This is a genomic window from Catellatospora sp. TT07R-123 (assembly GCF_018327705.1).
In the GTDB taxonomy this organism is placed as follows: Bacteria; Actinomycetota; Actinomycetes; order Mycobacteriales; family Micromonosporaceae; genus Catellatospora.
Genome location: NZ_BNEM01000002.1, coordinates 2094823 through 2119826, shown reverse-complemented (window position 1 = coordinate 2119826; position 25004 = coordinate 2094823). Strand labels below are relative to the sequence as shown.

Sequence of the window (25004 nt, the reverse complement as noted above, 5' to 3'; positions counted from 1 at the left end):
TGCCTGTCATGTCTGATCTTGCCGGTTTCGTCGCCGGACTGCCGAAAGCGGAGCTGCACGTCCACCACGTCGGGTCGGCCTCGCCGCATGTGGTCGCCGAGCTGGCCGCGCGCTACGAGGGCGACACCCGGGTCCCCACCGACCCGGCCGGGCTGGCCGAATACTTCACCTTCACCGACTTCGCGCACTTCATCCAGGTTTACCTCAGCGTGGTGGACCTGATCCGCGACGCCGAGGACGTGCGCACGCTGACCTACGGCATCGCCGAGGACCTGGCCGCCCAGCAGGTGCGCTACGCGGAGCTGACCATCACGCCGTTCTCCAGCGTGCGGCGGGGCATCCCGGCGCGGGCGTTCTGCGAGGCGATCGAGGACGCGCGGGCGCGGGCCGAGCGCGAGCTCGGCGTGGTGCTGCGCTGGTGCTTCGACATCCCGGGCGAGGCGGGCCTGGCCGCGGCCGAGCAGACCCTGCGGATCGCGCTGGACGAGCAGCCCGAGGGCCTGATCAGCTTCGGGCTGGGCGGACCGGAGATCGGGGTGCCGCGGCCGCAGTTCAAGCCGTACTTCGACCAGGCGCGGGCGGCCGGGCTGCGCAGCGTCCCGCACGCGGGGGAGACCACGGGCGCGCAGACGGTCTGGGACGCGCTGACCGAGCTGGGCGCCGAGCGCATCGGCCACGGCATCCACGCCGCGCAGGACCCGGAGCTGCTGGCGTACCTGGCCGAGCGCGGCATCCCGCTGGAGGTGTGCCCCACCTCGAACGTGCGCACCCGGGCGGTGGCCGAGATCGGGCAGCACCCGCTGGCCGCGATCGTGGCGGCCGGGGTGCCGATCAGCATCAACTCCGACGACCCGCCCATGTTCGGCACGACGCTGAACCGGGAGTACGAGGTCGCCGCGGGCTTGCTGGGGCTGGACGCGGCGGGCGTGGCCGAGCTGGCCCGCGCCGGGGTGCGGCAGTCGTTCGCCCCCGACGCGGTCAAGCGCTCGCTACTGGCCGAGATCGACGCGTACGCGGCCTGATCAGACCTTGTGCAGGGTGCGCACCTTGCGCCAGACGGCGGCGTCCAGGGTGCCGGCGCGGTTGGAGAACGACCCGGCCGGCACCCGGATCGGGTCGGTCAGGTCGAGGAAGCTGTCGTGATCGGCGTCGGCGTCCCAGGTCCGGGTCGGGATCGCGATGTGGTCGTGCCGGTGCGACTGGTCCTGGCTGGTGATCTTCAGCACGTCATAGGCCTTGGCGTCGCCGCGCAGCACGAGGCAGGGGCGCACCTTGTGCCCGGTGCCGTCCTCGTACGGCACGTCGGCCCACCAGATCTCCCCGGACTGCGGGCCGCCGGCCGGTGTCCCCGGGCGGCTCGGCGCGGTCGGGCGGCCGGGCTTGCGGCCGGGACGGCCGGGGCGGGTCGGCGCGGCGGGGCGCCGCCGCAGCCACCAGGCCAGGGCGGCCAGCGCGAGCAGTGCGAGCACGATGAGGGTGAGCCACATGCCCGCTGAGTTTAGGCGGGCCGGCTCCCGCTGCCGTGAGGGGCGCTGCCGGGCGCACTTAGCATCGACGCTGGCCTATCCGGAGGACGGCTGGACGAATTTCGTCCACTAGATAGGCCAGTGTCGATGCTAAGACGGGATCTGCGCCCGGGACGGCTCCAGGAGGCGGTAGGCGGTGTCGGCCGGGACGGGCCGGGAGAAGAGGAAGCCCTGGCCGTAGCCGCAGCCGAGCTGGATGAGGCGGTCGCGCTCGTCGGTGGTCTCGATCCCCTCGGCGATCAGTTCCAGGCCCAGGTTGCGGCCCATCAGGACGATGGTGCGCACCAGCTCGCCGCTGCGGCGGTCGGCCGACAGCCGCGTCACGAACGAGCGGTCGATCTTCAGCGCGTCGATGGGCAGCCGGTGCAGCGCCTCCAGCGACGAGTAGCCGGTGCCGAAGTCGTCGATGTAGAGCCGGCAGCCGACCTCGTGCAGGGCGTCGAGGATGTCGCGGGCCGGGCCGACGTTCTCCATCACCACGCCCTCGGTGATCTCGATGGCGAGGCTGCCCGTGGGCAGGTCGTGCCGGGCCAGCGCCCCGGCCACGTCGTCGAGCACCGTACCGGCCCAGAACTGGCGGTTGGAGACGTTGACCGCGACCGACAGCCCGGACGGGGCGCCCGCGGCGCGCCACCCGGCCAGCCGCCGCGCGCACTCGTCGATGACCCAGCGCCCGATCGGCACCACCAGGCCGGTCTCCTCCGCGACCGGCATGAACTCCCCGGGGGCGAGCAGCCCGCGCACCGGGTGGCGCCAGCGGATCAGCGCCTCGAACGAGCGGACCGCGCCCGAGCGCAGCAGCACGATCGGCTGGTAGTGCACCTCGAACTCGCCGCCGTCGATCGCCTGGCGCAGCTCGGTCTCGATCTGCATCCGGCTCACCGCGCGGTCGTGCATGGTCGTGTCGAACATCGCGTGCCGGCCCTTGTGCGCCGACTTGGCCGAGTACATCGCGATGTCGGCGTCGCGCAGCAGGTCCTCGGCGTTGAGGTAGCGGCGGCTGCTCATGGTGATGCCGATGCTGGCGGTCACCACCACGTCCTGGCCGTGCAGCTGGAACGGCTGGGCCAGCACCCGGTGCAGCCGCTCGGCGACCTGCGCGGGGGTGTGCGGCGCGTCGACCTCGTCCAGCAGCACCAGGAACTCGTCGCCGCCGAAGCGGGCCACCGTGTCGGTGTCGCGCAGCGCCCCCTTGATCCGGCGGGCGACCTGCTTGAGCAGCCGGTCCCCGGCCGAGTGGCCCATGCTGTCGTTGACCACCTTGAACCCGTCCAGGTCCAGGAACAGCACCCCGAACGGGCGGCCGTGCGGGCGGCGGAACTGGCGCATCGCCTGGCGCAGCCGGTCCAGGAACAGCGAGCGGTTGGGCAGGCCGGTGAGCTCGTCGTACAGCGCCGCGATGCGCAGCTGCTCCTTCTGCCGCAGCGACTCGCTCAGCAGCGCCTGCCGGTCCAGGGCGACGGTCAGCAGCGCCGACCACTGGTTGAACGGCTCGCGGCCGGTGGCGCCCGTGGTGCTGACCGCGTCGACGACGGCCAGCCAGCCCCAGTCGCTGGTGCCGTTCTTGACCGGCACCAGGAACGTGACCAGGTCGGGGCCGAGGTCGAGCGGGTGGCGCAGCTTCGGCGGCGGGAACTCGCTGACCGGCAGCGACGGCTCGGTCCCCGCCCGCGGGGCCTGCCCGGCCTCGAACAGGCTGGCCACCTCCAGCACCGGGTCGGCCTCGGTCGGCGGCAGCCCGCCCGCCCAGAGCCCGAGGCAGCCCGCGCGTACGCCGGTGCGGCCCAGCCAGTCCAGCCGGGCCGGTTCGCGGTGGCCCCGCAGCAGGTCCATGCCGACCTCGTACTGGATGCTCAGGTCCTCGCGCAGCCGGGCGCCCTCGTGGAACAGGGTCCGCCCGCGCATCTGGGTCAGCGCCAGCAGCACCGGCATGGCCGTCTCCCCGTGGCAGCGGACGAGCTCGGCGATCTCGTACAGCACCTCGGCCCGGCCGCCCAGGTGGAGCAGCTTCGCCAGCGCCAGCCGCAGCTCGACCACGGACGTGCCGTCCTGGCGGGAGGCGAGCAGCAGGTCGGTCTCGCACCCGGCGGCGGGCGCCTGGACGGCCTCGGCGACCACTCCGGCGGCGTGCATCAGCGTGACCGTCTCGGTGTCCGACAGCGTGCCGTGCACCGGGGCGACCAGGTCGGCGATCTGCTCGGTCAGGCGGTCGCCGCGCGGCGGCGGGCTGGGAGCGGCATGCTCGCTCGGGCAGCCGCACGACTCGCGCACGATCAGCGAGGTCGGCACCGTGATCCGCTCCCGCGGCGGCGGCTGGCCCGCCACCATCGCCAGCAGGGTGGCGGCGGCCGTCCGGCCGATCATGTCCATCGGCTGCCGCACGCTGGTCAGCCGGGGGGTGAGGTACGACGACGAGCGGATGTCGTCGTAGCCGATCACCGCCTGGTCCTCGGGCAGGCGCAGGCCGGCCCGCTCTAACACGTGCATCAGGCCCGCGGCGTTCTCGTCGGTGCCGCACACGACCGCGGTCGAGAGCAGGCCGTCGGCGAGCATGAGCCGGGCCGCGGCCTCCCCTCCGGCGGGCTGGTTGTCGGTCGCCGGGTATACCAGGCGCGGGTCCGGCTCCAGGTCGTGCTGGCGCAGCGCGGCCCGGTACGCCTCGCAGCGCTCCTGGACGTCCACGGTGCCGAAGTGCCCGGCGAACGCGATGCGCCGGTGCCCGTGCGCGACCAGGTGCGCCACGGCCTCGCGGACGCCGGTGCGGTTGTCCGGCATGACCAGCGGGAGGTCTATACCCGGCGTCGGCTGGCTGACCAGCACGACCGGCAGCCCGGCGGAGCGCAGCCCGGCCAGGTAGTGCGGCGACACGGCCTTGAGCACGACGATGAAGCCGCACGTGTGCCGCCACGCCACCGGGTGGGCCAGCTCGCCCGGCTCGGTGACCTCGATGTGGTCGGTGCCGGCGTCGAGCGTCTGCACGGCGATGACGCCCGCGCCGGCCTCGGCCGCGGTGCCGACGATGCCCGCCAGCACCCCGCCGAAGTACCAACCGCCGAGGAACGGCGAGAGCACCCCTACCGCCGCGGGGAGACCGCCGGCCCGCTCGTGCGGGCCGCGGGCATTCGCCGCTAGCGGAGTGGCGTCAGGCGACACCTATAGACGGTACCGCGCCAACCCGGACATACTTCGGGAAAACGGGTCAAGGCATCCGGAGCACCCACCGGTACGCCTGGACCAGGCCGGTGTCGAAGCTGGCCGCCGAGCCCCACAGGAACAGCCGGAACCGCCGGTACAGCGGCTCGCCCCAGCGCCGGACCACCTCGTCGCGGGCCGCGTCCAGCCGCCGCGCCCACTCGGCGCAGGTCAGGTGGTAGTTGTGCCGGTCGTCGTCCACACTGACCAGCTCGAACGGCGAGCGGGCCACCTGGCGCAGGTACGAGTGCAGCACCAGCGGCGAGGACTTGCCCGGGTAGATGTAGCGGCTCATGAACGTCGACACCCGGTGCTTGGCCCGCATCGCCAGCGCGTCCAGGTAGACGTGGCCGCCGGGGCGCACCAGCTCGGCGTACTTGCGCAGGGTGGCGCGGTAGTCGGGCAGGTGCTCGGTGACGCCCATGTTGACGATCGCGTCGTAGCGGCGCGGCGGCTGGTAGCGCAGCAGGTGCTGCCGGACGACCTGGGCGGGCAGCTGCTCGCGGGCGAACAGGGCGGACAGGTAGCGCTCGGACTCCTCGGCCAGCGTCAGCGTGGTGACGTGGACGCCCTGGCGGGCGGCGTACTCGGCGAAGGCGCCCCAGCCGCCGCCGACCTCCAGGACGTGGTCGCCGGGGGAGACCCGCAGCGATTCCAGGGCCAGCTCCATCTTGCGGGTCATCGCGTCTTCCAGCGGTTCGTCGTCGCGCGCGAACACGCCCTGGGTGTAGCAGCGGTGCCGGGAGTCCATGAAGGTGAGGAAGAACTCCGACTCCTCGTCGTAGTGCGCGGAGATGGCGCGCCGGTCGTGCTCGGCGCCGCCGAGGCGCAACCCGGGGGCGAACCGGGCCAGCCAGGCGATGGGGTGCCGGTCGTGGAACATGCCGCGGATCTTCAGGGCCGCCATCAGGTCGCCCTCGAAGTCCAGCCAGCCGCGCAGGTACGCCACGCCGATCTGGAACTGGTCGAGCCCGGCCAGCGCCTTGGCGCCGCGCGGGTCGCTGACGACGACGGTGAAGGCGGGCGCGCCCGCGCCGACGGTGTGCGCGAAGTCCCCGTGGCGCACCGAAAAGGGGGTTCCGGACCGGCCGGAGAAGAACTGCTGGAAACGTCGGTCCAGCGTACGACCGAGATCAATGCTCGTCATTGCGCCAATGTAACGGCGCCGAAACCGCCTCGAAAGGGGTCACCGGTGAACGGGGCACGACGGGAGCTGCCGGCGGCACCGGCTGACTGGTTACCGGCATGATCAGTACGCCCGATAGCATGGCCGGAGCCGGACAAACCGCTGAGGCCACACCCTGAGGAGAACACCGTGAGTGCACCGAAGAGCCCGCCAGCCGTCGACCCCGTCGTCGTCGCGGCCGGGACGACGTGCGCCGATGCGGTCGCCGCCGCGGGCCTGCCGGTCACCGGCGCCAAGGCGGTCGTCGTGGTCCGCGACCCGGAGGGCCGCCTGCGCGACCTCGACTGGACCCCGTCGGTGGAGACGGCGGTCGAGCCGGTCGCCATCGACACCCCCGACGGCCTCAACGTGCTGCGCCACTCGACCGCGCACGTGCTGGCCCAGGCGGTGCAGGACATCTTCCCGGAGGCGAAGCTCGGCATCGGCCCGCCGATCGACAACGGTTTCTACTACGACTTCTCCGTGCCCAAGCCGTTCCACCCGGACGACCTGGACAAGATCGAGAAGCGGATGCAGGAGATCGTCAAGTCGGGCCAGCGCTTCCAGCGCCGGCGGTTCGACACGCTCGAGCAGGCCAAGGCCGAGCTGAAGGACGAGCCGTTCAAGCTCGAACTGGTCGACATCAAGGGCGACGCCGGCGACGACGTGATGGAGGTCGGCGGCGGCGAGCTGACCATCTACGACAACCTCGACGCCAAGACCGGCGACCGCTGCTGGGGCGACCTGTGCCGCGGCCCGCACCTGCCCAGCACCCGGCTGATCGGCGCGTTCAAGCTGATGCGCTCGGCCGCGGCCTACTGGCGCGGGTCGGAGAAGAACCCGCAGCTCCAGCGGGTCTACGGCACCGCGTGGCCGACCCGCGACCAGCTCAAGGACTACCTGAAGCTGCTGGAGGAGGCGGCCCGCCGCGACCACCGCAAGCTCGGCACCGACCTGGACCTGTTCAGCTTCCCCGACGAGATCGGCTCGGGCCTGGCCGTCTTCCACCCCAAGGGCGGTGTGATCAAGCGCGAGATGGAGGACTACGTCCGCGCGCGCCACATCGAGGAGGGCTTCCAGTACGTCGGGACGCCGCACATCACCAAGGAAGGCCTCTTCCACACCTCGGGTCACCTGCCCTACTACAAGGAGACCATGTTCCCGCCGATGGACATGGAGGGCAGCGACTACTACCTCAAGGCCATGAACTGCCCGATGCACAACCTGATCTACCGCTCGCGCGGCCGGTCCTACCGCGAGCTGCCGATCCGGCTGTTCGAGTTCGGGTCGGTGTACCGGTTCGAGAAGTCGGGTGTGATCCACGGCCTGACCCGGGTGCGCGGCTTCACCCAGGACGACTCGCACTCGTACGTGACGAAGGAGCAGGCGGCCGCCGAGATCAAGCACCTGCTGGACTTCGTGCTCGGCCTGCTCAAGGACTTCGGCATCACCGACTTCTACCTGGAGCTGTCCACCCGCGACGACTCCAAGCCGGAGAAGTTCGTCGGCTCGGAGGAGGACTGGGCGACCGCGACCGCGGTGCTGGAGCAGTGCGCGGTCGAGACCGGCCTCCAGCTGGTGCCGGACCCGGGCGGCGCGGCCTTCTACGGCCCGAAGATCTCGGTGCAGGCCAAGGACGCGATCGGCCGCACCTGGCAGATGTCGACCATCCAGTACGACTTCAACCAGCCGCGCGGCTTCGAGCTGGAGTACCAGGCCGCCGACGGCACCCGCCAGCAGCCCGTGATGATCCACTGCGCCAAGTTCGGCTCGATCGAGCGGTTCATCGGCGTGCTCACCGAGCACTACGCGGGCGCCTTCCCGGCGTGGCTGGCGCCGGTGCAGGTGGTCGGCATCCCGATCCGCTCCGACGACGAGGCCGGGCACACCGCGTTCCTGTTCGACTTCGTCTCCCGCCTGCGCAAGGAGGGCATCCGGGCCGAGGTCGACGCCTCCGACGACCGGATGCAGAAGAAGATCCGCAACGCCCAGCAGCAGAAGATCCCGTTCATGGCGATCGTCGGCGACCAGGACCTGGCCGACGGCACCGTGTCCTTCCGCTACCGCGACGGCTCGCAGCGCAACGGCGTGAGCCTGGACGAGGCGGTCGCGCACGTGGTCGAGGTGGTCCGGTCGCGGACCAACTCCGGTCCCTCGGCCGGTGTCGCGGAGTCTGTCGAGGCGGGCGGCGCGGCGTGAGCACGCGCGCGCACGAGGCCGGGTACGTGCTGGACACGGACCCGGCCCGGCTCGACCTCGACGCCGTCGAGCAGTGGCTGCTGCGCGAGGCGTACTGGACCTCCGGCCGCGACCGCGAGGTCATGGAGCGCTCGCTGGCCGGTTCCACGGTGTACGGCCTGTACGCCCCGTCCGGCGCGCAGGTGGGCGTGTTCCGGGTGGTCACCGACGGGGCCACCTTCGCGTGGTTGTGCGACGTGTTCATCGACACCGCGCACCGTGGCATCGGGCTGTCGCACTGGGCGGTCACGGTGATCCGCGACGAGTTGCAGGCGCTGGGCGTACGCCGGATCATCCTGGCCACCGCCGACGCGCACGGGGTCTACGCCAAGGTCGGCTTCGCGCCGATGGCCCGGCCCGAGCGCTGGATGGAGCTCGACACCCGGCCGGTGATCCCGACGATCGCCCCCCGGCAGGCCGCCGCATGAGCACCGCCGACCCCGACGGCCTGGAGCGGCTGTGGACCCCGTGGCGGATGGCGTACGTCAGCGGCGGCCCCCGGCCTGACGGCTGCCCGTTCTGCGTCGCGCCGCAGACCGACCCGGACGGGCTGGTCGTGGCCCGGGGCGAGGCGGTGTACGCGGTGCTCAACCGGTTCCCGTACAACCCCGGGCACCTGCTGATCTGCCCGTACCGGCACATCGACGACTACCCGGAGCTCGACGCGGCCGAGACGGCCGAGCTGGCCGAGTTCACCAAGACGGCGATGCGGGTGGTGCGCAAGGTCTCCAACGCGCACGGGTTCAACATCGGCCTCAACCAGGGCGGCGCGGCCGGGGCCGGGATCGCGGCCCACCTGCACCAGCACGTGGTGCCGCGCTGGGGCGGCGACAACAACTTCCTGCCCGTGGTCGGGCGGACCAAGGCGCTGCCGCAGCTGCTCACCGACACCCGCGACCTGCTCCTGGCGGCCTGGCCCAGCTGACGGACTTTGTCGTACCCGTCGGGAAGGATGGCTGCCATGATTGGCACCCTGTACAGCGTCGTACTCGACACTCCCGACATCAAGGGGCTCAGCGCGTTCTACGCGTCCCTGGCCGACCTGGCCGAGAAGTACGCCGACGAACACTGGGTCTCGCTTCAGGCTGCCGACGGCACCCGGCTGGGCTTCCAGCGCGCCGACGACCACGTGCGGCCGCAGTGGCCCGACCAGGCCCACCCGCAGCAGCTCCACCTCGACCTGCGGGTGCCCGACCTGGCCGCGGCGGTCGAGCGGGCCGTCGCGCTGGGCGCGACCCGGCTGCCCGGCGGCGGCGACACCTACACCGTGCTGGCCGACCCGGCCGGGCACCCGTTCTGCCTGTGCCAGGGCGACCCCGACGGCGGCACCACCATCGCCGACGTGGCGCTGGACTGCCCCGCCGCGGGCGAGCTGGCCCGCTTCTACGGCGAGCTGCTCGGGCTGCCGGTGACCTGGGAGGGCGAGGGCGTCGGCGCCATGATCAGCGCCGAGGGCAAGCTTCCGGTCATCTTCCAGCAGGTCGAGGGCTACCAGGCGCCGCGCTGGCCGGACCCGGCCCACCCGCAGCAGCTGCACCTGGACGTCGAGGTCGCCGACATCGAGGCCGCCGAGCCGAAGGCCCTGGCTCTCGGCGCCGTCCGCCTGCCCGGCGGCGGCGATAACTTCCGGGTGTACGCCGACCCGGCCGGCCACCCGTTCTGCCTCGTCTGGTGAGTCGAAGCGGCCTGGCACCCGGGCGCCGGCGGCGCGGCCGCGCGCACGTGTGCCAGGTCACTCGGCCGGCCTGCAACCCTTGACCCGGGGGAAACCCTCTGATCAACATGGGAATCGGGGGCCGCCGGTCGGCGGAGCAGGGGAGCATCGGCGGTATGGGGGTGTCGCGCCGCGGGCTGGTGCGAGGCGGGCTGGCCGCGCTCGGCGGTGCCGCCGCCACGCTCGGGGTGCTGCGCGGACGTGAGTGGTTCGGACCGGACCGCCTGCCCATCGACGGCGGGTACGCGCCCGCCGGCAACGAGCTTGGCTGGCACGAGCGGGGCACGGTCGACGTGCTGTGGCACGTGCACACCGAGCAGCCGCTCGTCGCGCTGACCTTCGACGACGGCCCGGAACCCGACTGGACGCCCCGGGTCCTGGACACCCTCGACCGGCTCGACGCCCCGGCCACGTTCTTCGTCGTCGGCGAGCGGCTGCGGCGCAACGCCGCCCTCGTCCGCGACCGGTACGCCCGCCACGAGGTCGGCAACCACACCTGGGCCCACAAGGATCTCGCCCAGCGCGACGACAAGGGCGTACGCGACCAGCTGCGCCGCTGCCACGACGCGATCGCCGACGTGGTCGGCCGCGAGCCCACGCTGATGCGCCCGCCGTGGGGGCACCTGGGCGGGACCACGCTCACGGTGGCCGAGGAGCTCGGCTACGACGTGGTGATGTGGTCGCAGCGGATGCGCGAGGACGTGTTCAGGGCCGATCCGGGCGGGATCGCGGCCGACACGGCCGCGGCAGCCCGGCCCGGGGCGATCATCCTGGCCCATGACGTGGGCGACCGGGATCGCCTGGTGACCATCGATCACCTCGCCGAGATCATCACCGGGCTGCGCGACCGCGGCCTGCGCCTGGTCACCGTCTCCGCCCTGCGCGCGGCGGCGGCCCAGCACGCGGCCACGTGAGCCGTGCCGCCCGGCCGCAGACCGGCCGGGCGGCGCCGCCCCGGGCCGGGGTCAGCGGGTGGTGTGCTCCTTGCGGGCCTGGTCGGCCAGGTGGCCGGGCATGGGCTCGTAGCGGGTGAACTCCCGCGTGAACGTCCCCGCCCCAGCCGTCATCGACCGCAGGTCCACCAGGTACCGCTGCAACTCCAGCGCGGGCACCTCGGCCCGGATCTGGGTACGCTCGCCGCCCGCCGGGTCCGACTCCGACCCCAGCACGCGGCCGCGCCGCCCGGACAGGTCGCTCATCACCGCGCCGACCGCCGTGTCCGGCACCGTGATCACCACCTCGTCGACCGGCTCCAGCAGCGCGATCTGCGCCTTCTCCGCCGCGTCCTTGAGCGCCATGCTGCCCGCCGTCTGGAACGCCGCGTCGGACGAGTCGACGCTGTGCGCCTTGCCGTCGACCAGGGTCACCCGGAAGTCGACCACCGGGTAGCCGGCGACGATGCCGCGCTCGGCCTGGGCGCGTACGCCCTTCTCGACGCTGGGGATGTAGTTGTGCGGGATCGCCCCGCCCACGATCTTGTCGACGAACTCGATCCCGGCGCCGCGCGGCAGCGGCTCCAGCTCGATCGCGCACACCGCGTACTGCCCGTGCCCGCCGGACTGCTTGACGTGGCGGCCGCTGCCGCTGGCGGCGGCGCCGAACGCCTCGCGCAGGGCGACCTTCGCCGGTTCGGTGGACAGCTCGACGCCGCCGGTCCGCAGCCGGTCGAGGACCACGTCGGCGTGGGCCTCGCCCATGCACCACAGCACCAGCTGGTGCGTCTCCGGGTTGCGCTCCAGCCGCAGCGTCGGGTCGCCCGCCACGAGCTTGGCCAGGTTCTTGGCCAGCGCGTCCTCGTCGGAGCGGGTCTTGGGCACCACCGCGACCGGCAGCAGCGGCTCGGGCATCCGCCACGGCGCCACCAGCAGCGGCCTGTCCTTGCCCGAGATGGTGTCGCCGGTCTCGGCCGCGCTCGACTTCGTGATCGCGCAGATGTCGCCCGCCACGCACAGCGGCACCTCGCGCAGGGCCGAGCCGAGCGGCGAGTAGATGTGGGTGATCCGCTCGTCGGCGTCGTGGTCGGGGTGGCCGCGCTCGGCCAGGCCGTGCCCGCTGATGTGCACCGGGGTGTCCGGGCGCAGTGTGCCGGAGAAGACCCGGACCAGGCTGACGCGGCCCACGTACGGGTCGACGGTGGTCTTGACGACCTCGGCCACCAGCGGGCCGGCCGGGTCGCACTCCAGCTCGTCGCGCGGCGAGCCGTCGACGCCGGTGACGGCGGGCAGCGGGTGCTCCAGCGGCGTCGGGAAGGCGCGGGTGAGCAGCTCCAGCAGCGCGTCCAGGCCCACGCCGGTGGCGGCGCAGACCGGCACCACCGGGTGGAAGTGGCCCCGGGCGACGGCCTTCTCCAGGTCGTCGACGATCACCTGCGGGTCGATGTCCTCGCCGGCGAGGTACCGGTCCATCAGGGTCTCGTCCTCGCTCTCGGCGATGATGCCTTCCAGCAGCTCGCCGCGGGACTCCTCGATGGCGGGCAGGTGCTGCGGGTCGGGCTCGCGCACCTGGGGCGGGTAGCCGCCGGAGTAGTCGTACACCCGCTGGCTGATCAGGCCGATCAGGCCCTCCACCGACTGGCCGTCGTCGCCGTGCATGGGCAGGTACAGCGGCTGGATCTCCTCGCCGAAGACTCGCTGGCACAGGGCCAGCGCCTCGTCGAAGTCGGCGCGCGGGTGGTCCAGGCGGCTGATCGCCACGGCGCGGGGCATGCCGACGGCGGCGCACTCGTCCCACAGGGCGGCGGTGGCGGCGTCCATGCCGTCGGCGGCGCACACCACGAACAGGGCGGCGTCGGCGGCCCGCAGGCCCGCGCGCAGCTCCCCGACGAAGTCGGCGTAGCCGGGCGTGTCCAGCAGGTTGATCTTCACGCCGTCGTGGCTGAGCGGGGCGCAGGCCAGGGCGACCGAGCGCTGCTGCTTCACCGCGGCCGGGTCGTGGTCGCTCACGGTCGTACCCTCGGTGACGCTGCCCGCCCGGCTGATCGTCGCGGTCGCCGCCAGCAGCGCCTCCACCAGGGTGGTCTTGCCGCTGCCCGCGTGGCCGACCAGGACGACGTTGCGGACCTCCCCGGGCTGCTGCGCGACCTGCGCCGGAGCCTGCGAGACCTTCTCCTTGTCACCGCGCGCCATGCCGCAGCCTCCAGTCCATGTTCGGTTACTGCATTGTTTCCGATTCCACACCCATCTCGGGCGTTCGGCCACAACCCTGGCATGCCCGTGTCGCCGATGTCGGCGCGGGTGGACCACACCGCTATCGTTAGCGCCATCATGGCGAAGATCTTCAGCGTGGTCGGCAAGGCGGGCACCGCCAGGCTGCTCGACCCCCTCAGCCGGGCCCTGCTGCGCATGGGCGTCAGCCCCAACGCGGTCACGGTGCTGGGCACCGCGGGCGTGCTGGCGGGTTCGTTCACGCTCGTCGCGCACGGCCACTTCCTGGCCGCGACCATCGTGATCACGCTGTGCGCCCTGACCGACGTGATGGACGGGTCCATGGCCCGCCAGCGCGGCAGCGCCAGCCGGTACGGCGCACTGCTCGACTCGACCATGGACCGCGTCGCCGACGGGGCGGTCTTCGCCGGCCTGATCTGGTGGTTCGCCGCGATCGACGACCGGCCGACCCTGGTCGCGGCGCTGATCTGCCTGGTCGCCGGGCAGGTCGTGTCGTACGTCAAGGCCCGCGCCGAGGGCCTGGGCATGTCCTGCAACGTCGGCCTGGTCGAGCGGGCCGAGCGCCTGATCACCATCGGCGTGGGCGCCCTGCTGACCTCGGTCGCCGGGCTGAGCTGGGGGCTGCCCGCCTCGCTGTGGCTGCTCGCGGCGGGCTCGATCTACACGATCTGGCAGCGCATGTGGCACGTGTACAAGCTGGAGCAGGTCCGCACCGCCGGCGGTGACGCCGCGTGAAGGACCGCCTGGTCGACCTGAGCTACGCCGGGGGCTGGCGGCTGGTCCGGGCGATGCCGCACCGGGCCGCCTCGGCCCTGTTCCGGGCCGGGGCCGACCGGGCCGCGAACAAGCGCGGTCCGGGGGTACAGCGGCTGGAGCGCAACCTGGGCATCGTGCTGGGCGGCCCGGTCCCGCCGGAGCTGCTGCGCGCCGCGATGCGCTCGTACGCCCGCTACTGGCTCGAAGCCTTCCGCCTGCCGTCGCAGAGCCCCGCGCAGCTGCGCGACGGGTTCCGGCTGCACGACTTCCACAAGCTCGCCGATGCGCACGAGGCGGGCACGGGCGCCATCGTGGCACTGCCGCACGCGGGCAACTGGGACGCGGCCGGGGCGATGGTCACCGCGCACGGCCTGCCGCTGACCACCGTCGCCGAGCGGCTCCGCCCCGAAGGCCTCTACCAGCGGTTCCTGGAGTTCCGCGAGGGCCTGGGCATGAGCATCATCCCGACCACCGGCGGCAGCGGCTCGCCGGTCGACCTGCTGGCCGAGCGTCTCGGCCAGGCGCACATCGTGCCGCTGCTGGCCGACCGGGACCTGTCGGCGCGCGGCGTCGAGGTGGAGTTCTTCGGCGGCCGCACCCGGATGCCGGCCGGTCCGGCCCTGCTGGCGCTGCGCACCGGCGCACCCCTGTTCGTCGTCGACATGTGGTACGAACCCGACGCCCCCTGCGGCCGGGTGACCGGCCCGCTGCCCCTGCCCGATCCGGGCGCCCCCCTCGACGTGCGCGTGCGCCTGCTGACGCAGCAGGTCGCCGACGGGCTGGCCCGCGGCATCGCAGCCAACCCGGCAGACTGGCACATGCTGCAGAAGCTGTGGCTGTCCGAGCCGGGCACCCCCGACCCCAAGGAGTGACGTGCGGATCGGAATCGTCTGCCCGTACTCGCTGGACGTGCCGGGCGGCGTGCAGTTCCACATCCGGGACCTCGCCGAGACGCTGATCTCGATGGGCCACGAGGTGAGCGTGCTCGCCCCGGCCGACGACGACCAGCCGCTCCCGCCGTACGTGGTGGCCGCCGGGCGGGCGGTGCCGGTGCCGTACAACGGCTCGGTGGCCCGGCTGAACTTCGGCCCGCTGTCGGCCGCCCGGGTGCGGCGCTGGCTGCATAACGGTGACTTCGACGTGCTGCACGTGCACGAACCGCTGGCCCCGAGCCTGTCCATGCTGGCGGTGATGTCGGCGCGCGGCCCGGTCGTGGCCACCTTCCACACCGCGATCACCCGCTCGCGGGCCCTGGCCGCGGTGCAGGGCGTGCTCCAGGTGGTGCTGGAGCGGATCACCGGCCGCATCGCGGTCAGCGAGCTGGCCCGCCGGGTCCAGGTCGAGCACCTCGACGGCGGCGCGGTGGAGATCCCCAACGGGGTCTCGGTGGCCCAGTTCGCGGGGGCGCTGCCGCTGGACGGCTGGCCGGGGGAGTGCGGGCCGGGTCACGGCGGCACCGTCGGCTTCCTGGGCCGGTTCACCGAGCCGCGCAAGGGCTTCGACGTGCTGGCCAAGGCGCTGGAGGAGCTGATGCCGCAGCGTCCCGGGCTGCGGCTGCTGCTGGCCGGGCCGGGCGACGTGGCCGACCTAGGCCTGCCGGACGTGATCGCGCGGCGCACCACGTTCCTGGGCAAGGTGTCGGAGCAGGACAAGGCGCGGATGCTGCGCAGCGTCGACCTGTACATCGCGCCCAACACCGGCGGCGAGTCGTTCGGCATGATCCTCACCGAGGCGATGGCGGCGGGCGCCCCGGTGGTCGCCACCGACCTGGACGCGTTCCGGCGGGTGCTGGACGGCGGCCGGGCCGGGGCGCTGTTCCCCAACGGCGACTCCGCCGCGCTGGCCGCGACGATCACGTCGCTGCTGGACGACCGGCCGCGCCGCGAGGCCCTGGTCGAGCACGCCACGAAGGTGATCTCCGGGTACGACTGGCCGGTGGTCGCCGCGCGGGTGCTGGAGGTGTACAACTCGGCCATCGAGGCCTGCGGCGAGACGGTCCAGGGGGCCGAACCGCCCGCCGACTGGTAGCCGGGGACGCCGAACCGTGACGCGCTCCCACTACGATGCCCGGCATGGGTTGGGTGATCGGCGTGGTGGCCTTCGTGGTCGTGGGTGCGTCGTACGTCACCTGGGTCGCGGGCCGGGTCGACCGGCTGCACGCCCGTGCCGCCTCGGCCGGGCGGGCGCTGGACTCCCAGCTGGTGCGCCGGGCCGCCGCCGCGGCGGTGCTGGCCGAGGCCGCGCCCGGTGAGCCCGACGCCGCCGACCTGTACGCCGCGGCCCGCGCCGCGCTGGACGCCCGCGACGACGACCGCGAGGCGGCCGAGAACGACCTGACCCGGATGCTGCGCAAGCAGGCGCTGGACCCGGCGACGCCCGACGGGGCCGCCGTGGTGGCGGCCAGCCGCCGGGTCGCGCTGGCCCGCCAGATGCACACCGACCTGGTCCGGGCGGCGCTGGCGGTGCGCGGCCGCCCCCTGGTGCGGCTGCTGCGGCTCAACCGCAAGCACCCGCGCCCGGCGTACTTCGACATCGACGACCCGACCCTCATCGCGGTCTAGAACGCCAGGTCACTGCTGTGACAGCGGTCACAGGGCGGGCCACAGGGGTGTGATTGGCCGTCGGGTGGCCTGCCCGGCCGCACGTACGATGGATCGTGCAGGGCTTTGTCTGACAGGCCCGTTAAGTCCCTTCCCCGTCCGCGAGGAGAGCCGCGACACCATGTCTGCAACCGAGTCTTCGAACGTACCGGTCACCGGCACCGCCCGCGTCAAGCGCGGCATGGCCGAGATGCTCAAGGGCGGCGTGATCATGGACGTCGTCACGCCGGAGCAGGCGAAGATCGCCGAGGACGCGGGCGCCGTCGCCGTCATGGCGCTGGAGCGCGTGCCCGCCGACATCCGCGCCCAGGGCGGCGTCTCCCGGATGAGCGACCCGGACATGATCGACGGCATCATCGCCGCCGTCTCGATCCCGGTCATGGCCAAGGCCCGCATCGGCCACTTCGTCGAGGCCCAGGTGCTCCAGGCGCTCGGCGTCGACTACGTCGACGAGTCCGAGGTGCTGACCCCGGCCGACTACGCCAACCACATCGACAAGTGGCAGTTCACGGTGCCCTTCGTCTGCGGCGCGACCAACCTGGGCGAGGCGCTGCGGCGCATCACCGAGGGCGCGGCCATGATCCGCTCGAAGGGTGAGGCCGGCACCGGCGACGTCTCCAACGCCACCACCCACATGCGCAAGATCCGTGCCGAGATCAAGCGCCTCACCACGCTGCCCGAGGACGAGCTCTACGTCGCGGCCAAGGAGCTCCAGGCGCCGTACGAGCTGGTCAAGGAGGTCGCCGAGACCGGCAAGCTGCCGGTGGTGCTGTTCACCGCGGGCGGCATCGCCACCCCGGCCGACGCCGCCATGATGATGCAGCTTGGCGCCGAGGGCGTCTTCGTCGGCTCCGGCATCTTCAAGTCCGGCAACCCGGCCCAGCGGGCCGAGGCGATCGTGAAGGCCACCACCTTCTACGACGACCCGGACGTGCTCGCCAAGGTCTCGCGCGGTCTGGGCGAGGCCATGGTCGGCATCAACGTCGACGAGATCCCCCAGCCCCACCGCCTCGCCGAGCGCGGCTGGTGAGCTGACCTGTGCGCGCGACGGCCGCCGCCCCCTCCCGGGGTCGGCGGCCGTCCCCGTTCAAGACCAGCCAAGTTGCCGGGCAATCGGCCGAATCATGGACCCGAATACCCGCTATTGCCCGGCAACTTGCGCGATCTTGGGGGTTACGGGACGGTGATGTCCCACTTCTTGACGTGGTCGAAGATGAGCTGGGTCTGGAGGTGGGCGACCTCGCGGCGGGAGGTGAAGCCGTCGAGGATCAGGCGCTGGAGGTGGGCGGCGTCGCGGACGGCCACGTGGACCAGGAAGTCGTCCGGGCCGGCGATGTGGGACAGGGCCAGGGTCTCGGGCAGGTCCAGGGCGAACCGGATGAAGGGCTCCACCACGTCGCGGTTGTGGGGGCGCACCCGCACCGCGATGTACGCCTGGAGCGGCCGCCCCAGCGCCGCCGGGTCCGCCTCGGCGTGGAAACCCACCAGCACCCCGCGCCGCTGGAGCGAGCGCACCCGCTCCAGGCAGGTCGAGGCGGCCACGTTCACCTTCGCGGCCAGGTCCTTGTTCGAGATCCGCGCATCGTTCTGCAACGCGCGCAGAATCGCCAGGTCCACCGTATCGAGTGCGACGTTCTCGGCCATACGCCGAATGATATTCAGACCTTGTTGAGCTGTGCCGAAGAACTCCCCATGATCTGCGCCATGACGTACGCCGCCGATACCCGTGCCGTGCACGCGGGCCGCGCCGACCTCGCCGAGCTCGGCGTCCACGCGCTGCCGCTGGACTTCTCCACCACGTACCCGATGCACGACCAGGTCGCGGCGGGCGCCGCGCTGGGCGCCTTCGCCGAGGGCGCGGCCACCGCCGCCACCCCGGTCTACCAGCGCCTCTACAACCCGACCACGGCCCGGTTCGAGCAGGCGCTGGCCGACCTGGAGGGCACCGAGACCGCGGTGTCGTTCTCCTCGGGCATGGCCGCGATCACCGCCGTGCTCCAGGCCGCGTGCGTGCTCACCGGCAAGCGCCACGTCGTGGCCGTACGCCCCCTCTACGGCGGCACCGACCACCTGCTCGCCACCGGCCTGCTCGGCCTGACCGTCACCTGGGTCGACCAGGACGAGGTCGGCACCGCGCTGCGCCCCGACACCGGCCTGGTGATCGTGGAGACGCCGGGCAACCCGACGCTGAGCCTGGTCGACATCGCCACCGTCGCCATCCAGGCCGGGGACGTCCCGCTGCTGGTCGACAACACGTTCGCCACCCCGGTGCTGCAGAACCCCGCCCGGCTCGGCGCGGCGTACGTGGTGCACTCGGGCACGAAGTACCTCGGCGGGCACGGCGACGTGCTCGGCGGCGTGGTCGCCTGCTCGCAGGAGCGCGCCGCCGCGCTGCGCCAGGTGCGCATCCTGACCGGCGCGGTGCTGCACCCGCTGGGCGGCTACCTGCTGCACCGCGGCCTGGCCACGCTGCCGCTGCGGGTGCGCGCCGCCCAGGCGAGCGCGGCGATGCTCGCGGTGCGGCTGGCCGTGCACCGGGGCGTGGCCAAGGTGCACTACCCGGGCCTGCCCGGCAACGACCCGCGCGGGCTGGTCGGCCGCCAGATGCGCGGTCCCGGCGCGATGATCGCGTTCGAGACCGCCGACGACGCGGCCGCGGTGGTCTCCCACCTGAAGCTGATCACCCCGGCGGTGAGCCTGGGCTCGGTCGACACGCTCATCGAGCACCCGGCGCTGCTGACCCACCGGCTGGTCGACGAGGCGGGCAAGGCCACCGGCGGCATCACGCCGAGCCTGCTGCGCATGTCGGTGGGCCTGGAGGACCCGGAGGACCTGTGGGCCGACCTGGCCCAGGCCCTGACCGCCGCCGCGCGCGTCACCGTCGCCGTCCCGGCCGCGACGCCTGTCCCCGCCGCCCCGCAGCCGGTCCCGGCCTTCACCGACCCGGTCGAGGCCTTCGCCGGGCCGGTCCCGGCCTCGGCTGAGCCGGTCGGGGGCTTCGCTGAGCCGGTCGGGGGCTTCGCCGAGCCGGTCGCAGGCTTCGCCGAGCGGGCTGCGGTCGCGCCGGGCTGGGCGGTGCGGGACACGTCGGCGCAGGCCGCGCCGGAGGGACTGCCGGTCGCGGCATAGACTCGGAATACAGTGGATGATCTTTCTAGGAGGACCCGTGTCTGATCTCGTCATCGGCGTGCTGGCGCTGCAGGGCGACGTGCGCGAGCACCTGGCCGCGCTGGCCGAGTGCGACGTGATCGGCCGCCCGGTGCGCCGGCCCGAAGAGGTCGCGAGCATCGACGCGCTGGTCGTCCCGGGCGGGGAGTCCACCACCATGAGCAAGCTGGCGGTCGCGTTCGAGGTGTACGAGCCGATCCGCGAGCGCCTGGCCCACGGCATGCCGGCGTACGGCTCGTGCGCCGGCATGATCATGCTCGCCGACGAGGTGCTGGACGGCCGCCCCGACCAGAAGACCTTCGGTGGCATCGGCATGACGGTCCGCCGCAACGCGTTCGGCCGCCAGGTCGACTCGTTCGAGGCGCCGGTGGTGATCGAGGGCCTGGAGGGCGACCCGCTGCACGCGATCTTCATCCGCGCGCCGTGGGTCGAGTCGGTCGGCCCCGACGTGGAGGTCCTGGGCCGGGTGGAGTCGGGTCCGGCCACCGGTAGGATGGTCGCGGTCCGGCAGGGCAACCTGCTGGCAACCTCGTTCCACCCGGAGCTGACCGGGGACCTGCGGGTGCACCGCCTGTTCGTGGACATGGTGCGTGCCCGGGTCTCCTGACCGGCCAGGGGACGCTTCATCTCGCGCTGACGGAGGATCGTATGTCCGGCCACTCAAAGTGGGCGACTACCAAGCACAAGAAGGCGGCAATCGACGCCAAGCGGGGCAAGCTGTTCGCCCGCCTCATCAAGAACATCGAGGTGGCGGCGCGCACCGGCGGTGGTGACCCGACGGGTAACCCGACCCTCTACGACGCGATCCAGAAGGCCAAGAAGAGCTCCGTCCCGAACGACAACATCGACCGGGCGGTCAAGCGCGGTTCGGGCCTGGAGGCCGGCGGCGCCGACTGGCAGACCATCATGTACGAGGGCTACGGCCCCAACGGCGTGGCGATCCTGATCGAGTGCCTGACCGACAACCGCAACCGCGCCGCGACCGAGGTGCGCGTGGCGCTGACCCGCAACGGCGGCAGCCTCGCCGACGCGGGCTCGGTGGCGTACATGTTCTCGCGCAAGGGCCAGGTCATCGTGCCGAAGAACGGCCTGTCCGAGGACGACGTGCTGGGCGCGGTGCTCGACGCCGGCGCCGAGGAGTGCAACGACCTGGGCGAGGCGTTCGAGGTCATCAGCGAGGCCACCGACCTGGTCGGCGTCCGGACCGCGCTGCAGGGTGCGGGCATCGACTACGAGTCGGCCGAGTCCACCTTCGTCCCCAGCATGCAGGTGCCGCTGGAGGAGGAGGGCGCCCGCAAGGTGCTCAAGCTGATCGACGTGCTCGACGACTGCGACGACGTGCAGAACGTGTGGGCCAACTTCGACATCTCCGACGAGATCATGGAGAAGATCGAGGGCTGATCCCCCTCGCTTCTCCGATCGGGGGCACTTCTCGCCACATAGCGGGACGAAGTGCCCCCGATCAGCATGTGCGGCGCCGAATCTCGGACATCATGGTTCGTATGGTCGAACTGTTGAATCCGGGTGAGCTGGAGCGGGGGCTGACCGGCCTGCATGGCTGGACGGGCGACGTGCACGAGATCTCCCGTACCGTGAATCTGCCCAGCTTCGCCGCGGCGCTGGACGCCGTCGCGCGCATCGGTGAGCTCGCCGAGCGGATGAACCACCATCCCGACATCGACATCCGCTATCAGACGCTGATGTTCCACTGCGCCACCCATGCCTGCGGCGGAGTAACCGACCTCGACCTGCGCCTGGCCGCCGAGATCGACTCCATCCTCGCCGCCTGACCCGCCGCGCACCCCACCCAGATCACGCAAGTTGCCTGGCAATCGTCGGTATCGGGCCTGCCGATACGCCCGACTGCCAGGCAACTTGGCCGATCTTGGGGCGGGCGGTTACGCGGAGAGGCGGGCGGGGGTGACCCTGATCAGGGCGAAGACGCCGCCCTGGGGGTCCTCGCAGACGGCGAAGCGGCCCGGCGGGATGTCGGTCGGCGGCACGCACACCGCGCCGCCGAGGTCGCGGACCCGCTGCACGGCGGCGTCGGTGTCGGCGACGTGGAAGTACGCCATCCAGTGCGACGGCAGGTCGTCGGGCCACTGCGGGCCGTCCATCGGCATCATGCCCGCGATCGGACGCCCGGCGACCTGCCATTCCGTGTAGGTCGCCGACCCGAACGGCATGTCGTCGGCATCCCAGCCGAAGACGCCGCCGTAGAACTCCTTCGCACTCTCGGGATCGCGGGTGGTCAGCTCGTTCCAGGCCAGCGCCCCCGGCACGCGGAAGACCTGGCCCCCGCCGCTGGTGCCGGGCTGCCACACGGCGAACATCGCGCCCGCCGGGTCGAGGAAGACGGCCATCTTCCCGTGCCCGAGCACGTCGAACGGCGCCAGCAGCACGTTGCCGCCCGCCTCGGCGACCTGGTGCGCGGTCTGCTCCGCGTCGTGGACCTCGACGTACGTGGTCCACAGCGACGGCTGGTGCTCGCCGCCCTCGATCGGGCCCGCGCCCGCGACGGCCTTGCCGTCCAGGCGGAAGGTGGTGTATCCGCCCGCTTCGGGCTCGGGCGACACCTCCGCCTCCCAGCCGAACAGATCGGTGTAGAACTCGGTCGCCGCCTTGAGATCGGTGGTGCTCAGATCTACCCAGGTGGGGACGCCGAATGCGTTGGCCATCAACAACTCCCTCCGCGATGGCGGGCCGGCGGTGCTCGTCCGCACCATGCTCGGCCCGACACCCCGATGGTGGCACGCGAATCGGTCTTAACCTGACGAATCCGGCACCGTCGCCGTGTCGATAGGACGGTGCTGGTGGGGGCGGTGCGGACCCGTCCGGGTGAGTCCGGCTGTCACCCGTTCGAGCGACGCGGAGTGTGCCGTGGAGTGCGCCGCGAAGTGGGCTGGGTCACTTTCGATACGGAACCGTTTCGTATCGCGCGGGTGGGGGCGTAGCGTCCCCTCATACGATACGAGACGTGCCCGTATCGAATCCTGGGGGATAAACGTGGAATCTGCTCCGCAGCAGACCGGACATCCGAGGCGCTGGGCGATCCTGGCGGTGCTCGTGGTGAGCCTGCTCGTCGTCGTGCTCGACAATACTGTGCTGAACGTGGCGATGCGGACGCTCGCCGACCCCGTCCACGGCCTGGGGGCGACCCAGAGCCAGCTCGAGTGGGCGATCAACTCGTACACCCTGGTCTTCGCCGGTCTGCTGTTCAGCTTCGGCGTGCTGGGCGACCGCTGGGGGCGCAAGCGCTTCCTGATGCTGGGCCTGCTGGCGTTCGCGGCGTCGTCGCTGCTCTCGGCGTACGCCCAGACCCCGGGCCAGCTCATCGCGGCCCGCGCCTTCATGGGCGTCGGCGGTGCCGCCATCATGCCGGTGACCCTTTCGATCATCTCGAACGTGTTCGAGCCGCGTGAGCGGGGCAAGGCCATCGGCATCTGGGCCGGCGCGGTCGGCCTCGCGGTGGCGATCGGCCCGCTGCTGGGCGGGTTCCTGCTGGAGCACTACTGGTGGGGCTCGGTCTTCCTGATCAACGTGCCGATCATCGTGGTGGGCCTGATCGCGGTGGCGGTCCTGGTGCCCGAGTCGCGCGACCCCCGGCCGGGCCGCATCGACTTCGCCGGCGTACTGCTGTCGGTCCTGGGCCTGGTCGCCCTGGTGTACGGCATCGTCGACGGCGGCGAGCACGGCTTCGCCCGGGTGAGCGTGTGGGCGGCGATCGTCGGCGGCCTGGCGGTGCTGGCGGCCTTCGTCTGGTGGGAGGCGCGCACCACGCACCCCTCGCTGGACGTGCGGCTGTTCCGCAACGCCCGCTTCTCCGCCTCGATCGCGGCCATCGGCCTGATCTTCTTCGCGGCCATGGGCTCGTTCTTCTTCGTCGGCTTCTACCTCCAGCTGGTGCGGGGCTACTCGCCGATGGAGACCGGAGCGCTGCTGGTGCCGTTCGCGCTGGGCCAGCTGGTGTTCTCGCCGCTGAGCAGCACGATGGTCAAGCGGTTCGGCGTACGCGCCACGGCGGCCGCGGGCCTGCTGGTGGCCGGGGCGACCTTCGCCATCCTGGCCACGCTCCAGACCGACACGCCGATCTGGGTCGTCGGGGTGAACTTCTTCCTGATGGGCGCCGGTATGGCCAACGTGATGCCGCCGGCCACCAACACCATCATGGCCAGCCTGCCGCGCGAGAAGGCGGGCGTCGGCTCGGCCGTGTCCAACACCGTGCGCCAGGTGTCGGTCGCGTTCGGCATCGCGGTGCTCGGCTCGGTCGTCGCGGGCATCTACCGCGACAAGATCGCGCCCACCACCGCGGGGCTGCCGCAGGCCGCCCGCGAGGTCGCCAACGAGTCCATCGCCGGCGCGTACGGCGTGGCCGAGCGGATGGGCCCGGCGGGCAAGGCCCTGACGGCCGCGGCCGACGCCGCGTTCGTGCAGGCCATGCACTGGGCCGCCCTGGGCTCGGCGGCGGTGGCGCTGCTGTCCGTGCTGGTGGTGCTGCGCTGGATGCCCAGCAAGGCCCAGGCTGCCGCGGCGGCCCCGGCCCAGCCCGGCCCGGCGGCGGGCAGGGAGAGCACGCAGCACGAAGCCGAACTGGCTCACGTCGGGTAAGGTTCCGCTCACCATGACTGAGCTTGCCGACACGGCAACGGGAGCTGCGCGGGCGCAGGGGCGCCCGCGCAGCTCCCGCGCGCACGACGCGATCATCGAGGCGGTGCTCGACCTGCTCTCCGAGGGCGTCAGCGTCGAGGCGCTGAGCATGGAGGCGATCGCCGCCCGGGCCGGGGTGGGCAAGGCGACCATCTACCGCCGCTGGCCCGGCAAGGACGAGCTGCTGCTGGAGACCCTGGTCAAGCTCAAGGGCACGCCACCGCAGCCGGCGGGCAAGTCGCTACGCGAGGACCTGGTCCAGGTGCTCTCGGTGATCGGGCACAAGGACGAACGCACCGTCAAGATCATGCCGTGCCTGTGGCCGGAGGTGGCGCGCAGCCACGCGGCCTGGCGGATCTGGCAGGAGATGGCCGAGCCGCGCCGCGAGGTGATGCGGGGGGTGCTGCGGGGTGGGGTGGCCAGTGGCGAGCTGCGTGCCGATCTGGACATCGAGATCGCGGTCACCGCGCTGATCAGCCCGGTGCTGATGCACCGCATGATGCGGTGGAATCCCGCACTGAACGACGAGACGCTGCCCGAGCAGATCGTCGACATGGTGCTGCGCGGCATGCGCGCCTGATTCCCCGGTCGCCCCGATCTCCCGGTGGCTGCGGCCGCAGCGTGGTTCCGCACCCCGTCTGCCGCACGTGCTGCGGGCCCCGCCCGCCCCTGCCCCGTTGATCATGAACTTATGGCCGTGTTCGACGGCGTGTCCCAACCCTGGCACCGTGATCGACTCACGCCGAGGCGGCTGATCGGGTACGGACCGTGGCCTTGCGCCGGGTCGGGCCGCGACGTCTGTCGCGACTGGCGCCTGGGGGCGCTGTGCTTGCG

General features: G+C 72.4%; 23 protein-coding genes. 17 read left to right on the top strand and 6 right to left on the bottom strand.

What is annotated here, in order from left to right:
- The first annotated feature begins 8 nt into the window (after positions 1-8).
- Complete coding sequence (locus Cs7R123_RS29480) at positions 9-1022, top strand: adenosine deaminase (protein WP_212831229.1); 1014 nt, start codon at positions 9-11, stop codon at positions 1020-1022.
- On the opposite strand, the gene Cs7R123_RS29475 is transcribed toward Cs7R123_RS29480, so the two are convergent.
- The 3 genes from Cs7R123_RS29475 to Cs7R123_RS29465 all read right to left on the bottom strand — a co-directional run bounded on the left by Cs7R123_RS29475 (position 1023) and on the right by Cs7R123_RS29465 (position 5865).
- Positions 1023-1487, bottom strand: coding sequence for a type II toxin-antitoxin system PemK/MazF family toxin (locus Cs7R123_RS29475; RefSeq protein WP_212831227.1), 465 nt, complete (start codon positions 1485-1487; stop codon positions 1023-1025).
- Between the two features lie 129 nt (positions 1488-1616).
- Entirely contained in the window at positions 1617-4598 is a 2982-nt protein-coding gene (locus tag Cs7R123_RS29470) for an EAL domain-containing protein (protein WP_212831225.1), read from the bottom strand.
- Positions 4599-4725: 127 nt separating this feature from the next.
- Positions 4726-5865, bottom strand: coding sequence for a class I SAM-dependent methyltransferase (locus Cs7R123_RS29465; RefSeq protein WP_212831223.1), 1140 nt, complete (start codon positions 5863-5865; stop codon positions 4726-4728).
- Positions 5866-6033: 168 nt separating this feature from the next.
- On the opposite strand from Cs7R123_RS29465, the gene thrS reads away from it, so the two are divergent.
- The 5 genes from thrS (at position 6034) to Cs7R123_RS29440 (ending at position 10749) form a co-directional block, all read left to right on the top strand.
- Entirely contained in the window at positions 6034-8082 is a 2049-nt protein-coding gene (gene thrS, locus Cs7R123_RS29460) for a threonine--tRNA ligase (RefSeq protein ID WP_212831221.1), read from the top strand.
- The gene (locus Cs7R123_RS29455) at positions 8079-8549 is read left to right on the top strand and encodes a GNAT family N-acetyltransferase (RefSeq protein WP_212831219.1); all 471 of its coding nucleotides are present in this window, start codon (positions 8079-8081) and stop codon (positions 8547-8549) included. The genes thrS and Cs7R123_RS29455 overlap by 4 nt, the downstream gene beginning before the upstream one ends.
- Positions 8546-9046, top strand: coding sequence for an HIT domain-containing protein (locus Cs7R123_RS29450; protein ID WP_212831218.1), 501 nt, complete (start codon positions 8546-8548; stop codon positions 9044-9046). The genes Cs7R123_RS29455 and Cs7R123_RS29450 overlap by 4 nt, the downstream gene beginning before the upstream one ends.
- Before the next feature lie 36 nt (positions 9047-9082).
- Complete coding sequence (locus Cs7R123_RS29445; protein WP_212831216.1) at positions 9083-9796, top strand: VOC family protein; 714 nt, start codon at positions 9083-9085, stop codon at positions 9794-9796.
- Between the two features lie 155 nt (positions 9797-9951).
- Positions 9952-10749, top strand: coding sequence for a polysaccharide deacetylase family protein (locus tag Cs7R123_RS29440; protein ID WP_212831214.1), 798 nt, complete (start codon positions 9952-9954; stop codon positions 10747-10749).
- A 51-nt stretch (positions 10750-10800) separates the two neighbouring features.
- Here the strand turns inward: Cs7R123_RS29440 and Cs7R123_RS29435 are convergent, their stop codons facing one another.
- Positions 10801-12960: an elongation factor G-like protein EF-G2 gene (locus Cs7R123_RS29435; RefSeq protein ID WP_212831212.1), complete on the bottom strand. Its 2160-nt coding sequence runs from the start codon at positions 12958-12960 to the stop codon at positions 10801-10803.
- 138 nt (positions 12961-13098) lie between these two features.
- Here Cs7R123_RS29435 and pgsA point away from each other — a divergent pair, with 138 nt between their 5' ends.
- The 5 genes from pgsA to pdxS all read left to right on the top strand — a co-directional run bounded on the left by pgsA (position 13099) and on the right by pdxS (position 17385).
- On the top strand, positions 13099-13734 hold the full coding sequence (pgsA, locus tag Cs7R123_RS29430; RefSeq protein ID WP_212831211.1) for a phosphatidylinositol phosphate synthase: 636 nt from the start codon (positions 13099-13101) through the stop codon (positions 13732-13734).
- Positions 13731-14627 carry a phosphatidylinositol mannoside acyltransferase gene (locus tag Cs7R123_RS29425; RefSeq protein ID WP_212831209.1) on the top strand — a complete coding sequence of 299 codons (897 nt, stop codon included), beginning with the start codon at positions 13731-13733 and terminating at the stop codon, positions 14625-14627. Before pgsA ends, Cs7R123_RS29425 begins: the two co-directional genes overlap by 4 nt.
- A gap of 1 nt (position 14628) precedes the next feature.
- Positions 14629-15783, top strand: coding sequence for a glycosyltransferase family 4 protein (locus Cs7R123_RS29420; protein ID WP_212831207.1), 1155 nt, complete (start codon positions 14629-14631; stop codon positions 15781-15783).
- Positions 15784-15827: 44 nt separating this feature from the next.
- Positions 15828-16316: a hypothetical protein gene (locus Cs7R123_RS29415; protein ID WP_212831206.1), complete on the top strand. Its 489-nt coding sequence runs from the start codon at positions 15828-15830 to the stop codon at positions 16314-16316.
- Positions 16317-16476: 160 nt separating this feature from the next.
- Positions 16477-17385: a pyridoxal 5'-phosphate synthase lyase subunit PdxS gene (gene pdxS, locus Cs7R123_RS29410; RefSeq protein ID WP_212831205.1), complete on the top strand. Its 909-nt coding sequence runs from the start codon at positions 16477-16479 to the stop codon at positions 17383-17385.
- Between the two features lie 143 nt (positions 17386-17528).
- On the opposite strand, the gene Cs7R123_RS29405 is transcribed toward pdxS, so the two are convergent.
- Positions 17529-17999, bottom strand: coding sequence for an Lrp/AsnC family transcriptional regulator (locus Cs7R123_RS29405; RefSeq protein WP_212831204.1), 471 nt, complete (start codon positions 17997-17999; stop codon positions 17529-17531).
- A gap of 60 nt (positions 18000-18059) precedes the next feature.
- Here Cs7R123_RS29405 and Cs7R123_RS29400 point away from each other — a divergent pair, with 60 nt between their 5' ends.
- The 4 genes from Cs7R123_RS29400 to Cs7R123_RS29385 all read left to right on the top strand — a co-directional run bounded on the left by Cs7R123_RS29400 (position 18060) and on the right by Cs7R123_RS29385 (position 21313).
- On the top strand, positions 18060-19484 hold the full coding sequence (locus Cs7R123_RS29400) for a PLP-dependent aspartate aminotransferase family protein (protein ID WP_244872218.1): 1425 nt from the start codon (positions 18060-18062) through the stop codon (positions 19482-19484).
- 16 nt (positions 19485-19500) lie between these two features.
- Positions 19501-20130, top strand: coding sequence for a pyridoxal 5'-phosphate synthase glutaminase subunit PdxT (pdxT, locus tag Cs7R123_RS29395; RefSeq protein WP_212831202.1), 630 nt, complete (start codon positions 19501-19503; stop codon positions 20128-20130).
- A 41-nt stretch (positions 20131-20171) separates the two neighbouring features.
- Positions 20172-20924: a YebC/PmpR family DNA-binding transcriptional regulator gene (locus Cs7R123_RS29390; protein ID WP_212831201.1), complete on the top strand. Its 753-nt coding sequence runs from the start codon at positions 20172-20174 to the stop codon at positions 20922-20924.
- A 101-nt stretch (positions 20925-21025) separates the two neighbouring features.
- On the top strand, positions 21026-21313 hold the full coding sequence (locus Cs7R123_RS29385) for a 4a-hydroxytetrahydrobiopterin dehydratase (RefSeq protein WP_212831199.1): 288 nt from the start codon (positions 21026-21028) through the stop codon (positions 21311-21313).
- Between the two features lie 108 nt (positions 21314-21421).
- Here the strand turns inward: Cs7R123_RS29385 and Cs7R123_RS29380 are convergent, their stop codons facing one another.
- Complete coding sequence (locus Cs7R123_RS29380; RefSeq protein ID WP_212831197.1) at positions 21422-22201, bottom strand: VOC family protein; 780 nt, start codon at positions 22199-22201, stop codon at positions 21422-21424.
- A gap of 328 nt (positions 22202-22529) precedes the next feature.
- On the opposite strand from Cs7R123_RS29380, the gene Cs7R123_RS29375 reads away from it, so the two are divergent.
- Both Cs7R123_RS29375 and Cs7R123_RS29370 read left to right on the top strand, forming a co-directional pair.
- On the top strand, positions 22530-24131 hold the full coding sequence (locus Cs7R123_RS29375) for an MFS transporter (protein WP_244872217.1): 1602 nt from the start codon (positions 22530-22532) through the stop codon (positions 24129-24131).
- 13 nt (positions 24132-24144) lie between these two features.
- The gene (locus Cs7R123_RS29370; RefSeq protein WP_212831196.1) at positions 24145-24750 is read left to right on the top strand and encodes a TetR/AcrR family transcriptional regulator; all 606 of its coding nucleotides are present in this window, start codon (positions 24145-24147) and stop codon (positions 24748-24750) included.
- Positions 24751-25004 lie beyond the last annotated feature (254 nt).

Excerpts from the sequence above, each read along its gene's own strand:
- Cs7R123_RS29480 (WP_212831229.1), top strand. The coding sequence starts at position 9 with ATGTCTGATCTTGCCGGTTTCGTCGCCGGACTGCCGAAAGCGGAGCTG.
- Cs7R123_RS29475 (WP_212831227.1), bottom strand. The coding sequence starts at position 1,487 with ATGTGGCTCACCCTCATCGTGCTCGCACTGCTCGCGCTGGCCGCCCTG.
- Cs7R123_RS29465 (WP_212831223.1), bottom strand. The coding sequence starts at position 5,865 with ATGACGAGCATTGATCTCGGTCGTACGCTGGACCGACGTTTCCAGCAG.
- Cs7R123_RS29450 (WP_212831218.1), top strand. The coding sequence starts at position 8,546 with ATGAGCACCGCCGACCCCGACGGCCTGGAGCGGCTGTGGACCCCGTGG.
- Cs7R123_RS29445 (WP_212831216.1), top strand. The coding sequence starts at position 9,083 with ATGATTGGCACCCTGTACAGCGTCGTACTCGACACTCCCGACATCAAG.
- Cs7R123_RS29440 (WP_212831214.1), top strand. The coding sequence starts at position 9,952 with ATGGGGGTGTCGCGCCGCGGGCTGGTGCGAGGCGGGCTGGCCGCGCTC.
- Cs7R123_RS29435 (WP_212831212.1), bottom strand. The coding sequence starts at position 12,960 with ATGGCGCGCGGTGACAAGGAGAAGGTCTCGCAGGCTCCGGCGCAGGTC.
- pgsA (WP_212831211.1), top strand. The coding sequence starts at position 13,099 with ATGGCGAAGATCTTCAGCGTGGTCGGCAAGGCGGGCACCGCCAGGCTG.
- Cs7R123_RS29415 (WP_212831206.1), top strand. The coding sequence starts at position 15,828 with ATGGGTTGGGTGATCGGCGTGGTGGCCTTCGTGGTCGTGGGTGCGTCG.
- pdxS (WP_212831205.1), top strand. The coding sequence starts at position 16,477 with ATGTCTGCAACCGAGTCTTCGAACGTACCGGTCACCGGCACCGCCCGC.
- Cs7R123_RS29405 (WP_212831204.1), bottom strand. The coding sequence starts at position 17,999 with ATGGCCGAGAACGTCGCACTCGATACGGTGGACCTGGCGATTCTGCGC.
- Cs7R123_RS29400 (WP_244872218.1), top strand. The coding sequence starts at position 18,060 with ATGACGTACGCCGCCGATACCCGTGCCGTGCACGCGGGCCGCGCCGAC.
- pdxT (WP_212831202.1), top strand. The coding sequence starts at position 19,501 with ATGATCTTTCTAGGAGGACCCGTGTCTGATCTCGTCATCGGCGTGCTG.
- Cs7R123_RS29390 (WP_212831201.1), top strand. The coding sequence starts at position 20,172 with ATGTCCGGCCACTCAAAGTGGGCGACTACCAAGCACAAGAAGGCGGCA.
- Cs7R123_RS29385 (WP_212831199.1), top strand. The coding sequence starts at position 21,026 with ATGGTCGAACTGTTGAATCCGGGTGAGCTGGAGCGGGGGCTGACCGGC.
- Cs7R123_RS29380 (WP_212831197.1), bottom strand. The coding sequence starts at position 22,201 with ATGGCCAACGCATTCGGCGTCCCCACCTGGGTAGATCTGAGCACCACC.
- Cs7R123_RS29370 (WP_212831196.1), top strand. The coding sequence starts at position 24,145 with ATGACTGAGCTTGCCGACACGGCAACGGGAGCTGCGCGGGCGCAGGGG.